The sequence below is a fragment of the Achromobacter sp. ESBL13 genome (genome assembly GCF_036668755.1).
GTDB lineage: Bacteria > Pseudomonadota > Gammaproteobacteria > Burkholderiales > Burkholderiaceae_B > Achromobacter.
Genome location: NZ_JAZEVT010000003.1, coordinates 165,462 through 179,987, shown reverse-complemented (window position 1 = coordinate 179,987; position 14,526 = coordinate 165,462). Strand labels below are relative to the sequence as shown.

Below are 14,526 nucleotides of genomic sequence, written 5' to 3'. Positions count from 1 at the left end.
ACGGCCAAGACGGAGACAGGCATGAGTATCGAAGTTCGACACCTATCCAAGCGGTTCGGTCAGTTTCAGGCGCTGAACGACGTGTCGCTGCATATTGAAACCGGCGAACTGGTGGCGTTGCTGGGGCCGTCCGGCTGCGGCAAGACGTCGCTGCTGCGCATCATCGCCGGGCTGGAATTGCCCGATTCGGGCAGCGTCCTGTTCGGGGGCGAAGACGCCACGGACGTGGACGTGCGCCAGCGCCAGGTGGGGTTCGTATTCCAGCATTACGCGCTGTTCAAGCACATGACGGTGTTCGAGAACGTGGCGTTTGGCCTGCGCGTGAAGCATCGGTCGCAGCGCCCTTCGGAAGACCAGATCCAGCGCAAGGTGCATGACCTGCTGACGCTGGTGCAGCTGGATTGGCTGGCGGATCGTTATCCGGCGCAGCTGTCCGGCGGCCAGCGTCAACGTATCGCCCTGGCACGCGCGCTGGCCGTGGAGCCGCGCGTGTTGTTGCTGGACGAACCGTTCGGCGCGCTGGACGCCAAGGTGCGCAAGGAGCTGCGTCGGTGGCTGCGCCGTCTGCATGACGAGCTGAATGTGGCCAGCGTGTTTGTGACGCACGACCAGGAAGAGGCGCTTGAGGTCGCCGACCGCGTGGTGCTGATGAACGCCGGGCGCATCGAGCAGGTGGGCACGCCGCGTGAAGTCTGGGAGCAGCCCGCAACGCCGTTCGTGTACGGCTTTCTTGGCGATGTGAACCAGTTGCAGGGCGTGGCCACGGGCGGTGTCTGGCAAGGCGCCGGCTTGTCGCTGCCGGCGCCCGAGCTGGCGCAAGCCAATGCGCAGCGCGCCACCGCCTACGTTCGTCCGCACGAGTTCGAGATCGAGCGTTATCGCGCGGGCGGGCAGGGCATTGCGGTGCGCCTGTCGCACGCTTATCTGGCCGGCCCCAGCGCGTATCTGGAGCTGGCGCGCCAGGATTCCGACGCCATCATCGAAGCCGAAGTGCCCGAGCACCTGTACCGGGAACTGGACCTGCGCGATGGCGATACTTTGTTGGCGCGTCCCCGGCGCGCTCGCATCTTTGCGGTGCAACCATGACGACCTCCGTTGATTTTCCCTCCATCCAGGACGCCTCGCTGGCGCAGCGTTGGCAGGCGCTGGTGCAGCGGCTGGCCGATATTCAGCAGCGCCACCCGGACGCCGCGCTGGCCTCGTCGCTGGCCGCTGAAGACATGCTGTTGACGCATGCCATTTACGACTCGGGCCTGGACCTGGAGGTGTTCACCCTGGATACGGGCCGTCTGCATGCCGAAACGCTGGGCGTGCTGGATGCCGTGCGCGGGCGCTACGGGCGCGACGTCACGGTGTACCGGCCCGTGGCGGCGGCGGTGGAGCAGCACGTTGCCCAGCATGGCGCCTATGCGTTTTATGAAAGCGTGGCGCTGCGCAAAGCCTGTTGCCAGATCCGCAAGGTCGAGCCGCTGCGACGCGCGCTGGCGGGGCGCAGCGCCTGGATCACCGGGCAACGCCGGCAGCAATCCACCACGCGAGGCGAACTGCCCTTGCAGGAACAGGACCCGGTGTTCGGCCTGACCAAGTTCAACCCGCTGGCCGAATGGAGCGAGGACGACGTGTGGGCAGTGATCCGTGCGCTGGACGTGCCCTACAACCCTCTGCACGACCAGGGCTACCCGTCCATCGGATGCGAGCCCTGTACGCGCGCCATCCGGCCGGGCGAAGACGTGCGCGCCGGAAGATGGTGGTGGGAATCGTCGGATTCCAAGGAATGCGGTCTGCACGCGGGCAACCGCGTCATCAGTGTCGTGACGCGCGGCGAATGACGCCGTCCATGAATTCAAAATCTGTCTTAGGGGAATAACCTATGTCTGCTGTGATCCAACGCAGCCACCTGGATTGGCTGGAATCCGAAGCGATATTCATCATGCGCGAAGTGGCCGCCGAAAGCGAAAAGCCCGTGCTGCTGTTTTCGGGCGGCAAAGATTCCGTGGTGCTGCTGCGCCTGGCCGAAAAGGCGTTTCGCCCGGGCCGCTTTCCGTTCCCACTGATGCACATCGATACCGGCCACAACTTCGATGAAGTCATCGCGTTCCGAGATCAGCGCGCGGCCGAGTTGGGCGAGACCCTGATCGTGCGCAGCGTCGAGGATTCCATCAAGCGGGGCAGCGTGGTGCTGCGCCGCGAAACCGACTCGCGCAATGCGGCACAGGCCGTGACGTTGCTGGAAGCCATCGAGGAATTCGGCTTTGACGCCTGCATCGGCGGCGCGCGTCGCGACGAGGAAAAGGCGCGCGCCAAGGAACGCATCTTTTCCTTCCGCGATGAATTCGGCCAATGGGACCCCAAGGCACAGCGCCCCGAACTGTGGAACCTGTTCAACACGCGCGTGCATCGCGGCGAAAACATGCGCGTGTTTCCCATTTCGAACTGGACCGAACTGGACGTTTGGCAATACATCCAGCGCGAGCAACTGGCGTTGCCGTCAATCTACTTCAGCCACCAGCGCGAGGTGGTCCGTCGCAAGGGCCTGCTGGTGCCGGTGACGCGCCTGACGCCGCCGCAAGACGGCGAGCAGGTCGAGCGGCTGCCGGTGCGCTTTCGCACGGTGGGTGATATTTCGTGCACCTGCCCGGTGGCTTCCGACGCCGCTGACACCTACGCCATCATCGCCGAGACGGCGGTGACCGACATCACCGAGCGCGGCGCCACGCGCATGGACGACCAGACTTCCGAGGCCTCGATGGAGCGCCGCAAGAAGGAAGGCTATTTCTGAATGCACAACGCCGGCTGAGGCCGGCGGCAGGGGACGCACCATGAATGCACTGAACGATTCTTTCCTTTCCGGCGCCGGCACGGGCGTGCTGCGCCTGATCACGGCGGGCTCCGTCGATGATGGCAAATCCACGCTGATCGGCCGCCTGCTGTACGACAGCAAAGGCGTATTCGCCGACCAGTTGGATGCAATCTCGCGCGCCAAGCACAAGCGCGTGGCGGGCGACGGCATCGACTTTTCGCTCTTGACCGACGGGCTGGAAGCCGAGCGCGAGCAGGGCATCACGATTGATGTGGCTTACCGATACTTCTCCACGCCCGCACGCAAATTCATCATTGCCGATGCGCCCGGCCACGAGCAATACACGCGCAACATGGTCACCGGCGCGTCCACGGCAGACGTGGCCGTCATCCTCATCGACGCCACGCGCGCCGCCGACGGCAAGCTGCTGCCGCAGACCAAGCGGCACAGCACTATCGCGCGCCTGCTGGGCATCCGCCACATCGTGGTGGCCGTGAACAAGATGGACCTGGTCGATTGGGATCGCGCCGTGTTCGAACGCATTCGCGACGCGTATGCCGAACTGGCGGCCAAGCTGGGCATCGCGCATTTCGATGCGCTGCCGCTGTCGGCGTTGAACGGCGACAACGTCGTGACGCTGTCGCCCAAGACGCCCTGGTACGAAGGCCAGCCTTTGCTGGCGCTCCTGGAATCGCTGGACCTGGCCAGCGATGGCCGCGCATTGCCGCTGCGCTTTCCCGTGCAGTGGGTGGCGCGACACGGCGGCGACCAGAAAGAGGACTTTCGCGGTTATGCAGGCCGGGTGGCCAGCGGCGTGTTGCGCGCGGGCGATGCGGTCACTGTGCAACCGTCGGGTGTCAGTGCGGTGGTGCGCGAGGTTCGCGTCTTTGATCGCGTGCTGGACGAGGCGGTGGCGGGCGACTCCGTCACGGTGGTGCTGGATCGTGATGTCGACGTGTCGCGCGGCGACGTCATCGTGCACACGGCGGCGCCCGCGCAAGTCACGCGCGAGTTCGAGGCCGAGCTGTGCTGGTTGGATGCGCAGGCGTTGAACCCGGCGCGCAAGTATCTGCTGAAGTCGGGCACGCGGCTTACGTCGGCCAAGATTCGCGCGGTGCTTTCGCATCGCGACATCCACGAATTGCAGGAAGTCGAGAACACCGAAGGCACCTTGCAGATGAACGACATTGGTCGCGTGACGTTCACCACGCGCGAGGCGTTGGCGGTGGATCGCTACGCGGATGTGCCGTCTACCGGTGCCTTCATTCTGATCGATGAAGCCACGCATCAGACGGCTGCGGCGGGCATGTTGCGCTAGCGCTGAATCGGGCCGGAAAACAACGGAATTTCCGCCCGATTTTTGGTGTTGTATTTCTTCCAAATTCAATGCTGGCGCGGGTCTCCGGGCGATATCGCCTGATGAAATCGAATTGTTCAGACGCGCTCCGCGTCTTGCGGTAAAGTGGGGCTGTCTTACGGAAAGGGTTTTGGTGCTTGTCAAAACTACTGTGTTTTTGTACAGTAGTTTTTATGGCACGCACCGATCATTCTTTTCCCGCCGGTTCTGGGTCCCCGGCTGCCGCCCCCGCCGCCTTGCGCGGTCGGGGTGCGGTTACTAATGTTCGGCATCGCTTTCAGCGCGATGACCGTGTGCAGGTCGACGACGGTTGGTCTGGTTCGGGCCTGCCGGCGGATTTCGTCGACTCCGTCCCCGAATCCTTTGCGGATTCCTTTCCCGACACTTTCCCCGATCCCGATGGTTCCCGCGATTCCGCGTCGGCCCATTCTCCCGACGCCGCCTTGGCGCACGCCTCGCCGGCGCGCACGCGCGCCGGCGCCACGGTCATCCCCATCGTTCCCGATACGCGGCTGGCTCCGCCCGCGCCCAAGACCACCGTCACGGCCGAAGAAGCGCGCAAGATGCTGTCGCGCAATGACTCGCCCGATATCCCCTTTGACGTTGCGGTAAACCCGTATCGCGGGTGCGAGCACGGTTGCGTGTACTGCTATGCGCGGCCTACGCATTCGTACTTGGGCATGTCGCCCGGGCTGGACTTCGAAACCCGGTTGGTGGCAAAGGCAAACGCCGTCGATGCGCTGCGCGCGGAACTCGCGCGCCCTGGCTACAAGCCGTCGCCGATCAACATCGGTTCTGCTACTGACGCCTACCAGCCCATCGAACGCGATTGGCGCCTGACGCGCGGCATGCTGGAGCTGATGCTGGAAACCCGGCACCCCGTCACCATCGTCACGAAAAACGCGCTGGTCGGCCGGGATCTCGATCTGCTTGCAGCGCTGGCCGAGCAGAATCTGGTGGTCGTCTACATCAGCATCACCACGCTGGACGCCGGCATGGCGCGCACGCTGGAGCCGCGTGCCGCAGCGCCCTGGCGGCGGCTGGAAGCCGTGCGCAGCCTCACGGATGCCGGCGTGCCCGTAGGCGTGCTGGTGGCGCCCGTCATTCCGTTCATCAATGATGAATCCATGGAACACATCCTTCAGGAATCCAAGGCGGCCGGCGCGCATTACGCCAGCTACACCGTCTTGCGCCTGCCCTGGGAGGTCAAAACCCTGTTCGAGGATTGGCTTAACGCTCATTACCCGGACCGCGCCCAGCGCGTGCTGCACCGCATAGAAGACCTGCGCAACGGCCGTCGCAACGACCCCAACTTCGGCTCGCGCATGCGCGGCACCGGCATCTGGGCAGACTTGCTGCGCCAGCGCTTCGCCGTCGCGACCCGCAAGCTGGGGCTGAACCGTCACAGGTTGGCGCTGGATTGCGATCGCTTCCAGCCGCCCGTGGCGTCCGGCGCCACGCCGTCTCTGTTCTCGGCGGGTTCGCTTGCAGGGCAGGGCGCGGCGGCGATGGTCGCAGCGGCGCCCTCGGCTAGCGCCCCGGTGGCTGTGCCCGCTGCCGCTGCCGCTGCCGCTACGCCTAGCCCTTCCTCTACCGCTTTCCTATCCCCGGTTGGCGCGCAAGCGTCTTCAGGGGTCCCCCTTTCTGACGGCCTGCCGGCAGTTTCCAGCGGCTACGGCCGCGGTGCGCGCCAGTTGCGCGCGCTGGCAGCCGGCCAGTTGTCGCTGTTCGATTGATCACGGCCGGTTGCCGTGTCGGCCGCTGCGGCGGCGTGGAATCGTTTCTTGAAGGAGTTCTCATGAACACCGCTGATTTTTCCGTTTTGTCAGATGAACTCATCGTCTCGTTGAACCCGCTGCGCCGTGGCGCGTATCGGGCCCGCGCCGCCTGCGTCAAGCTGGCGGGCCTGGCCATGCCGTGGAATACCGCGTCTGCCGGTGACGAACCGCGCCAGCGCAGCCGCTCGGGCACTTCCCCCGCACGCTGGCCGTTCCCGCCCACGCCCGCCCAAGAGGGCGGCTTGGCCGAGCAGGCGGCGACGCGTCGCGTGGCGCCGGCAGTGGCTACGGTACTGGCGCCCGCCGTCAATTCCGCGATGGCTCCCGCCATGTCGCCTGCCATGGCTCCCGCGATGCCGGCGGCGGCGGCGCGCGAGCGCAGTCTGGGCAACGCCACGGTAGAACCCGTAACGTCGCAAGTCACCATGAAGGCCATGGTGCTGGATGTGGTGATGGTGCTGGCGTGGGGCGCGATCATCCCCGGCCTGATGTGGCTGGGCGCCGCCGCCGGCTTCTGAATTGCCGGGTCCCGACGCTAGGCTCAGCGTGGCGGGCTCAGCTGGAACCCAGCAGCACCACGCCCACCAGAATGGACACGCAACCGGCCAGACGGCCCGGCCCGACCTTCTCGCGCAGCAGGAACATGCCGGCCAGGGTGCCCAGCATCATCGACATTTCGCGGGCAGGCGCCACCAGGCTTAACGGCGCGCCGTTGCGCAGCGCATATAGCACCAGGATGTACCCCAGCGGAGACAGCAGGCCCACGGCCAACGCCAGATGCCAGTGGCCGCGCATGGACTGCCAGGCTTGCGCACGCCGGCCCATCATGTGGGGCGTCATCATGGCGGTGCGCGTTACGCACGTGAACCAATCGAACAGCACGGGGCTGATCAACAAGACCTTCACGCCATAGGCGTCGACCACGGTGTAGGCGGCGATGAACAGGCCGATCACCACGCCCCAGCGCACGCCGATCCACGCCTGCGCCTGCTTGAAGATGGTCAAGCGCCCCTGAGTGGCAATCATCAGCACGCCGATCACCACGCACAGCATGCCGACAATGCCGGTGCCGGTGGCGGGTTCGCCCAGCAGCAGGAAGGCTCCCGTGGTGGAAAGCAGCGGGCCGGTGCCTCGCGCAATGGGATACACCACGGACAGGTCTGCCACCTGATAGCCGCGTTGCAGGCAAAGGCTGTAGCCCAGATGCAACAGGCTGGATGTCAGGATGGCCCCGACGACGGGCCATGTCCACGTCATGCCGTCGTGGATCAGCACCCAGATGACCCAGGGGGCGTACAGCAAGGATGCGCACAGCCCGTAGGCAAACACGAAAGGCGCGCCCACCATGGCCGCGCGCTTGGCAAGCAGGTTCCACGTAGCGTGGGCCATCGCCGCCAGGACGACCAATATCAGGGACGTATACGACATGAGGGAACAGCGCCGAATGACGTGTTTGTTACAGAAGCAGCTAGGGTACAGCAAGCTGCCGGAAGGGCGCCATTCTACCCGACGCCCTAGCCGACTTTTGGTGTAGAATCATCGGCTTGCCAAATCTCATCCTCTGCTTGCGGCACCAGTAACAACATCGGTAAAAAACGAACGGCAATAGTTTTAGCCCGCAAAGACAAGATGATCTAGGAGTTCTCATGAACCTTATCGCTATCCTGGAACAGGAAGAAATTGCCCGTCTGACCGGCGGCCAAGCCAAGCCTGAATTTGCTCCTGGTGACACCGTCATCGTGAGCGTGAACGTCGTTGAAGGCACCCGCAAGCGCGTGCAGGCTTTCGAAGGCGTTGTTATCGCCAAGCGCAATCGCGGCCTGAACTCCGCGTTCACCGTGCGCAAGATTTCGTCGGGTGAAGCCGTGGAACGTACGTTCCAGCTGTACTCGCCGCAAATCGCCGGCATCGAAGTCAAGCGCCGCGGCGACGTGCGCCGCGCCAAGCTGTACTACCTGCGCAACCGCTCGGGCAAGTCGGCACGTATCAAGGAAAAGCTGGTCAGCAAGCAAGCCTCGGCGGCTTGATCGCTTATCGGCACACGGCCCTACCAGTGTCGGACGTTCGCGCCATTCAGCGTTTCCGTCCGGCACAGGTTTCCGGGTTAAAAAGGCACCTGCGAGGGTGCCTTTTTCTTTTTGCAAAGCCGTATGTCTGATTCCTCGTATTCTGCGCGGCCTCGACGGCCGCTTGTGCGCCCCGGCTTCGATCCGGCGACGCAACCGTGGGTAGTGGCCAACGATTCTCTGCCGGCCGTACCTGCCAGCTTGTTGACCCCGGATCGCCTGCGGGGCACGCTGAACCAGCCATCCACCTGGACGCTGGAGCTTTCGCGCGACAACGATCTGCGTTACCCCGGCCGCGAGGGCACACCGGTGCCGGCTGCCGTGTTGATTCCGCTGGTCACGCGCGATGACGGCGTACACATCATGTTGACCCAGCGCGCCGCGCATCTGCATGACCACGCCGGGCAGATCAGCTTTCCGGGCGGCCGCATCGAAACCAGCGACTCCACGCCCGTGGCCGCCGCCTTGCGCGAAGCGCAAGAAGAAACCGGATTGCCGGAAGATCATGTGGAAGTGTTGGGCAGCATGCCGCCCTACCTGACGGCGACGGGTTTTTCGATCATTCCCGTGGTGTCGTTGGTGCGGCCCGGTTTTGAACTGGCGCCCGACGCGTTCGAGGTGGCCGAAGTGTTTGAAGTGCCGCTGTCCTTCCTGATGGACCCGGCCAATCATCGGCTGTACGAAGCCAGGCTGGACGACGGGCGCGTGCGCAATTACTACGGGATGCCCTACGGCAAGCATTTCATCTGGGGGGCAACGGCGGGCATGTTGCGCAACCTCTATCACTTGTTGCGCCACGGATTGCAGCCGCGCTGACGGTATGGCCGAAAGCGGGCCGGCCAATCCGCTATTCATCCGTGCAAAAGAAAACGGCCCCTGCGGGCCGTTTTTGTTGTCGTGGCGTGTGCGGCCGTCGTGGTGTCCGTGACCAGCGCGAAATCAATAGCGTTGTTGTCCCGCCAGATTCTCTTCAAGAATGCGCTCGTACAGCGCGTAGCGCAGCGGGTTTATCTTGCCCGCCTGCAAGGCGGCCACCACGCCGCAGCCCGGTTCACGGCGATGCGTGCAATTGTAGAAACGGCATTCCTCGATGGGCTGTGCGAATTCCGGAAAGCCTCGGATGATGTCGTCGCGCGTCAGGTGTTGCAAGCCGAACGCCTGAAACCCGGGCGAATCGATCAGGTCGCCGCCGGGATCCGGCAGGTGATAAAGCCGCGTGCTGGTCGTGGTGTGCTTGCCCATGTCCAGCGCGGTGGAATGTTCGCGCGTGGCGGCGCGTGCGTCCGGAATCAGGGCATTGAGCAGCGTGGACTTGCCCATGCCGCTTTGGCCCAACAGCAAGTTGGTGCGGCCGGCCAGGCGTGGCGCCAGCAGCGTGTGCACCTTTTCAGGTTCCAGCGCGCTGAGTTCGACGACGGGCACGCCCAACGCCGCGATCGGTGCCAGGCGTGCGCGGGCGGCGGGCAATTCCTCCGTCAGGTCGGTCTTGTTCAGGACGATCAACGGCGAGATGCCGGCGCTCCAGGCACCGGCCAGGGCGCGTCCGGTCAGGTCGTCCGAGAACGTCGGTTGCACCGCGATCACGATCAACAGCTGGTCGACGTTGGAGGCGAACTGCTTGGACCGCATTTCGTCGGACCGGTACAGCAGGTTGGTGCGGGGCAGGATGGCGTCGATCGCGCCTTCGTCCTTGCCTTGCGGCGCGATGCGCACGCGGTCGCCGACGGCGGCGCCGGCCTTCTTGCCGCGCGGGAAGCACTTGCGCAGCGATCCGTCGGCAAGCTCAACGGTGTAGTGGCGCCCGTGCGCGGCGATGATGCGGCCGTCCAGCTGGCCGCCCACGGCGTCGGTCGTGGGCACTGCGACGCCGTTTCTGACATTGCGTGGGGCGCTCATGCGGTGGGCGCCATCAGGTGGCGGATGCGCTCGGCGGCGGGGGGATGGCTGTCGTAGAAGGCGGAATGCACAGGGTCGGGAGTCAGCGTAGCGGCGTTGTCGTCGTAGAGTTTGACCAGCGCGGACACCAGGTGTTGCGGTGAACTCTGCTCGGCCGCATAGCGGTCCGCTTCGAATTCGTCGCGACGCGAGTACCAGCTGGCCAACGGCGTGAACAGGAAAGTAAAAACGGGAATGACCAGGAAGAACAGCAGCAACGCCATCGCGTCGTTGCGTCCGCCCAGTTGGGGCACCACACCCAGGTCCATGTAGAACCAGGGCTGTTGCGATACCCAGCCCAGGATGGCGAAAAAGGCCAGCGCGGCGCCAAAGCTGAACGCAACGCGCTTGATGATGTGGCGCTTGGCGAAATGGCCTAGTTCGTGTGCCAGCACGGCTTCGATCTCGTCGCCGTTCAGACGTGCCAGCAGCGTGTCAAAAAACACGATGCGGCGCGACCGCCCGAAGCCGGTGAAGTAGGCATTGCCGTGCGCCGACCGGCGCGAGCCGTCCATCACGAACAGGCCGTTCAGCGCGAAGCCGCAGCGCTGGGCCAGCCGTTGGATGCGGCCGGCCAGATCCGGGTCGGACAGCGGCGTGAACTTGTTGAAAAGCGGGGCAATGAACATCGGGTAGACGATCAGCAGCGCCAGGTTGAACACCGTCCACAGCGCCCACGCCCAGACCCACCAGTAGGCCCCCGCGCTGCCCATCAACCCCAGCACGGCCGCGGCCAGCGGCAGGCCCAGCACGGCGGCCACCAGCAGGCCCTTGGCCGTGTCGGCAATGAATAGTTCGGGGGTCATCCGGTTGAAGCCAAAACGTGCCTCCAGCTTGAACTGCCGCCACAGCGTGAAAGGCAGGCCCAGCACGCCCAGCACCAGCGCCACCACGACCAGCAAAAGCATCTGGCGCAAAAAATCATTGCTGGTAAGCTGCGCAACCATCAGGTCGATGAATTGCAACCCGCCCATCAATGTCAGGCAGACCAGCAAAATGGCGTCGTAGGTGCGTTCAAGCATGCCCAGTTTGACGCGAGCGATGGTGTAATCGGCCGCGCGCTGATGGCTGGTCAGGCCGATACGAGGCGAGAACTCATCCGGCACGCGATCACGGTTACGCGCAACGTGGCGGATCTGGCGACCGGCCAGCCACAGGCGCACGGCAATATCGGCCAGCAGGAAAGCAACGAACAGCAGTGTGAACATGGGCGAAGCGTTTTGCTCAGTAGGGATGTGCGAAAATCGCGTGTTTTATAGGCAAATTATATGGCTGTGAACGAAAATCGCCTGGTCTGGCTGGACATGGAAATGACCGGGCTGGATCCTGAGAAAGAACGCATCATCGAGGTGGCCGTCGTGGTGACGGAACCCGACCTGACGGTCGTGGCCGAAGGCCCGGTGCTGGTTGTCCACCAGCCCGACAGCTTGCTCGACGCCATGGACAACTGGAATAAATCCACGCACGGCAAAAGCGGCCTGATCGACAAGGTGCGCGCGTCCACGGTGTCCGAAGCGCAGGCAGAGGATACGCTCTTGGCGTTTCTGGCGCAGCATGTGCCTCCGGGTAAATCGCCGTTGTGCGGCAATACCATCAGCCAGGATCGCCGCTTCATGTTTGCGTACATGCCGCGCCTGGAGCAGTTCTTCCACTATCGCAACCTGGATGTCAGCACGCTCAAGGAACTGGCGCGCCGCTGGGCGCCGGCCGTCTACAAGGGCTTCGAGAAAAAGAGCCGCCACGAAGCGCTGGCCGACATCTACGAGTCCATTGAAGAACTCAAGTACTACCGTGAGCACCTGCTGAAGGTGTAGGGCGGGCGGCATCGAAATGGCCCTGATCACTGGGCCGCATTCTGGGGCCGCATTCTGTGGCCTATTCATCGGGCCTATTCATCGGGCCTATTCATCGGGCCTATTCATCGGGCCACATTCATCGGGCCACATTCGTCGGGCCGCATTCTCGGGCCGCATCCGCTAGCCGCATTCACCCCCAGTCATGAGCGGGCAGGGGCCTTGACCCGCCCGCGGCAACGCCTGTCAGGTCGGCCGCCCGCCGAAACGGGATTCCACCTCGGCCGTCAATGGCGTATACCGCGCGTTATCCTGTCCGGCGCGCGCGTTCAGGTGCGTCTCCGACGCGTCAAATACCTTCCAGTAGATTCTTCCGCACAGCGCGCGCGCGGCGTGGCCCGGCCAGTTGTCGGGCAGCATGGGGGCAGGCAATTGGGGGTCGTGTAGAACGATCCGGCGCCAATTGTGCAGCAGCATGACCCGTACGACGAACGCGTCGGCGGGCGGCGGTGCCTCATCCAGCAACTTTTCCAGCGGACCAAAGTTGCGGGAGAACTGGCGGTACTGCTCAGCCACGTCGTCCAGGTTCCAGCATTGCGAGGCCAGGCTGGCAATCGGCAGGCCGCCGGCGCCGGCCAGGTCCCGGGCGGACAGCACCAGCGCCCGATCCGGGATACCCAGCTTTTCAAGAATGTCGTGCGCGGCCCGTGCCTCGGTGTGCGGGTGCGCGAACAAGCCCGGCGCGATCATGCCGAACCCTTCCCAGACCAATTCCCGACGCAATTCGGCGCGCTCGGCCAGCCCGTTGCCCGTGCGCGGCAGCGCCACCAACGTCCATTCCCCGTTCCAGTCCTGCGTCGCACCTTCGTAGATGCGCTGCGAGGCATGCGCGGTATGTCGCAGCCCCTGTTCCGAAATCAAGTACAGGCTGCGCCGGCCATGCCGCTCGGATTGCAACCAGTTTTGCGCCACCAACCGGAAAACGCTCGTGCGCAGGAGGCGTTCATTGATACCAAGCGGGGCCAGCAGTTCGATCAGGTCGCCCAGCCAGATGGCGCCGCCGTGTGGCGCCAACGCGTCCCCCAGCAGGCTGACGCAGAGCGATTTGGCGCGAGGCGGGTCGCTTTTCAACAAGCGGGACAGGAAACGGTCCAAAGGCGACGTAGGGTTTGCCATAAGGGGGGCCGCATGCGGCCGATATCAGGATCCGCAATATGATACATAAATCCAATGTGATACAGCTTTGAGTTTGACAATGGTTTTTTTGTATTAAATAATCCGCCTATGACATGACGGCACTGCGGAACGTTTGCCTTGCGATTTCGCAAACCGTCTCAAGGAGACAAACATGTACGCTCAACTCGTCGAAACCGGCGTCAAACAGGTCAAAACCGCTGACCAGCTTGAAGGCCCCGAACAGACGTTCCAGCGCCGCATAGACGATGGCGTGCGCATCGAGGCCAAGGACTGGATGCCCGATGCTTACCGCAAGACGCTGGTGCGCCAGATCTCGCAACACGCGCACTCGGAAATCGTCGGCATGCTGCCCGAAGGCAACTGGATCACGCGGGCCCCGTCGCTCAAGCGCAAGGCGATCCTGCTGGCCAAGGTGCAGGACGAGGCCGGCCACGGGCTGTACCTGTACAGCGCCGCCGAGACACTGGGCGTGTCGCGCGATGATCTGATCGACGACCTGCACGCGGGCCGCGCCAAATACTCCAGCATCTTCAATTACCCGACCCTTAGCTGGGCGGACATCGGCATGATCGGCTGGCTGGTCGATGGTTCGGCCATCATCAACCAGATTCCGCTGTGCCGCTGTTCCTACGGCCCCTACGCGCGCGCCATGGTTCGCGTCTGTAAGGAAGAATCCTTCCACCAGCGCCAGGGCTACGACCTGCTGATGCAGATGTGCCTGCATGGCACGCCCGAGCAAAAGGCGATGGTGCAGGATTCGCTGAATCGCTGGTGGTGGCCGGCCCTGATGATGTTCGGCCCGTCCGACGCCGATTCGCCCAACAGCGCGCAGTCGATGGCATGGAAGATCAAGCTTTTCTCCAACGACGAGCTGCGCCAGAAAATGGTGGACCAGACCGTGCCGCAGGCCGAATACCTGGGCCTGACCGTGCCGGACCCTGACCTGAAGTGGAACGCGGAGCGCGGCCACTACGACTTCGGCGAGATCGACTGGAGCGAGTTCTACGCCGTGCTCAAAGGCAATGGGCCGTGCAACCGCGAACGCCTGGCCGCGCGCGTCAAGGCGCACGAAGACGGCGCCTGGGTGCGCGACGCATTGGTCGCTTACGCGGACAAGAAGGCGCAACGCAAGGCCGCTTGAGGCGGTCAGCAACGCCTGCCCGTCCGCAACCCGCGCCTGCAACCCGCGTCCGCATCCCGCGCCGCAACCCTTGCTGCAACCCTTGCTGCAACCCTTGCTGCAACCCATACCGCAACCTTCACTGCATACCGGTGCGCGCCGCGCGCGCCCGGCATTTCAAGGATATCCATCATGAGCAAAGACTGGCCTTTGTGGGAAGTGTTCATCCGCAGCCAGCACGGCCTGGCCCACAAGCACGTTGGCAGCCTGCATGCCCCGGACGCCGAAATGGCGATCAATCACGCGCGTGACGTCTACACGCGCCGCAACGAAGGCTTGAGCATCTGGGTCGTGCGCGCCTCGGACATCTCGGCCAGCAGCCCCGGCGACAAGGAACCATTGTTCGAACCGGCCAACAGCAAGGTCTACCGGCATCCCACGTTTTTCCCGATGCCCGAAGAAATCAAGCACATGTAAGGC

At 64.1% G+C, this 14,526-nt stretch carries 15 protein-coding genes; 11 read left to right on the top strand and 4 right to left on the bottom strand.

Translation table 11 applies throughout. The features are described from left to right. Nucleotides 1–21 precede the first annotated feature (21 nt). The 6 genes from V6F88_RS15080 to V6F88_RS15055 all read left to right on the top strand — a co-directional run bounded on the left by V6F88_RS15080 (nucleotide 22) and on the right by V6F88_RS15055 (nucleotide 6,453). Complete coding sequence (locus tag V6F88_RS15080) at nucleotides 22–1,086, top strand: sulfate/molybdate ABC transporter ATP-binding protein (protein WP_332610466.1); 1,065 nt, start codon at nucleotides 22–24, stop codon at nucleotides 1,084–1,086. Continuing rightward, nucleotides 1,083–1,829 (top strand): phosphoadenylyl-sulfate reductase, encoded by a 747-nt coding sequence (locus V6F88_RS15075; RefSeq protein WP_332610464.1) that lies wholly within the window; start codon nucleotides 1,083–1,085, stop codon nucleotides 1,827–1,829. Before V6F88_RS15080 ends, V6F88_RS15075 begins: the two co-directional genes overlap by 4 nt. Before the next feature lie 41 nt (nucleotides 1,830–1,870). Next, nucleotides 1,871–2,779 (top strand): sulfate adenylyltransferase subunit CysD, encoded by a 909-nt coding sequence (gene cysD, locus V6F88_RS15070; RefSeq protein WP_332610462.1) that lies wholly within the window; start codon nucleotides 1,871–1,873, stop codon nucleotides 2,777–2,779. Between the two features lie 40 nt (nucleotides 2,780–2,819). Continuing rightward, a complete protein-coding gene (locus tag V6F88_RS15065; protein ID WP_332610460.1) occupies nucleotides 2,820–4,118 on the top strand; it encodes a sulfate adenylyltransferase subunit 1 in 1,299 nt (432 codons plus the stop codon). Nucleotides 4,119–4,330: 212 nt separating this feature from the next. Then, entirely contained in the window at nucleotides 4,331–5,893 is a 1,563-nt protein-coding gene (locus V6F88_RS15060; protein ID WP_332610458.1) for a PA0069 family radical SAM protein, read from the top strand. Nucleotides 5,894–5,955: 62 nt separating this feature from the next. Next, nucleotides 5,956–6,453 carry a hypothetical protein gene (locus V6F88_RS15055; protein WP_332610456.1) on the top strand — a complete coding sequence of 166 codons (498 nt, stop codon included), beginning with the start codon at nucleotides 5,956–5,958 and terminating at the stop codon, nucleotides 6,451–6,453. A gap of 37 nt (nucleotides 6,454–6,490) precedes the next feature. Here V6F88_RS15055 and V6F88_RS15050 read toward each other — a convergent pair whose 3' ends face one another. Further along, nucleotides 6,491–7,363 (bottom strand): DMT family transporter, encoded by an 873-nt coding sequence (locus tag V6F88_RS15050; RefSeq protein ID WP_104143159.1) that lies wholly within the window; start codon nucleotides 7,361–7,363, stop codon nucleotides 6,491–6,493. 218 nt (nucleotides 7,364–7,581) lie between these two features. Here V6F88_RS15050 and rplS point away from each other — a divergent pair, with 218 nt between their 5' ends. Then, nucleotides 7,582–7,962, top strand: a complete 381-nt coding sequence (gene rplS, locus V6F88_RS15045) for a 50S ribosomal protein L19 (RefSeq protein WP_006218237.1) — start codon at nucleotides 7,582–7,584, stop codon at nucleotides 7,960–7,962. A gap of 123 nt (nucleotides 7,963–8,085) precedes the next feature. Beyond that, complete coding sequence (locus tag V6F88_RS15040) at nucleotides 8,086–8,817, top strand: CoA pyrophosphatase (protein WP_332610455.1); 732 nt, start codon at nucleotides 8,086–8,088, stop codon at nucleotides 8,815–8,817. Between the two features lie 123 nt (nucleotides 8,818–8,940). Here V6F88_RS15040 and rsgA read toward each other — a convergent pair whose 3' ends face one another. Together rsgA and V6F88_RS15030 are read right to left on the bottom strand one after the other, a co-directional pair. Next, nucleotides 8,941–9,897 (bottom strand): ribosome small subunit-dependent GTPase A, encoded by a 957-nt coding sequence (gene rsgA, locus V6F88_RS15035; RefSeq protein ID WP_332610454.1) that lies wholly within the window; start codon nucleotides 9,895–9,897, stop codon nucleotides 8,941–8,943. Then, entirely contained in the window at nucleotides 9,894–11,144 is a 1,251-nt protein-coding gene (locus tag V6F88_RS15030; protein WP_332610453.1) for a M48 family metallopeptidase, read from the bottom strand. Before V6F88_RS15030 ends, rsgA begins: the two co-directional genes overlap by 4 nt. Before the next feature lie 60 nt (nucleotides 11,145–11,204). Here V6F88_RS15030 and orn point away from each other — a divergent pair, with 60 nt between their 5' ends. Then, on the top strand, nucleotides 11,205–11,750 hold the full coding sequence (orn, locus tag V6F88_RS15025; protein ID WP_332610452.1) for an oligoribonuclease: 546 nt from the start codon (nucleotides 11,205–11,207) through the stop codon (nucleotides 11,748–11,750). 225 nt (nucleotides 11,751–11,975) lie between these two features. Here the strand turns inward: orn and paaX are convergent, their stop codons facing one another. Further along, the gene (paaX, locus tag V6F88_RS15020; protein ID WP_332610451.1) at nucleotides 11,976–12,905 is read right to left on the bottom strand and encodes a phenylacetic acid degradation operon negative regulatory protein PaaX; all 930 of its coding nucleotides are present in this window, start codon (nucleotides 12,903–12,905) and stop codon (nucleotides 11,976–11,978) included. A gap of 172 nt (nucleotides 12,906–13,077) precedes the next feature. Here paaX and paaA point away from each other — a divergent pair, with 172 nt between their 5' ends. Then, complete coding sequence (paaA, locus tag V6F88_RS15015) at nucleotides 13,078–14,067, top strand: 1,2-phenylacetyl-CoA epoxidase subunit PaaA (RefSeq protein WP_050447890.1); 990 nt, start codon at nucleotides 13,078–13,080, stop codon at nucleotides 14,065–14,067. Nucleotides 14,068–14,238: 171 nt separating this feature from the next. Further along, complete coding sequence (paaB, locus tag V6F88_RS15010; RefSeq protein WP_006218245.1) at nucleotides 14,239–14,523, top strand: 1,2-phenylacetyl-CoA epoxidase subunit PaaB; 285 nt, start codon at nucleotides 14,239–14,241, stop codon at nucleotides 14,521–14,523. Nucleotides 14,524–14,526: the final 3 nt, after the last annotated feature.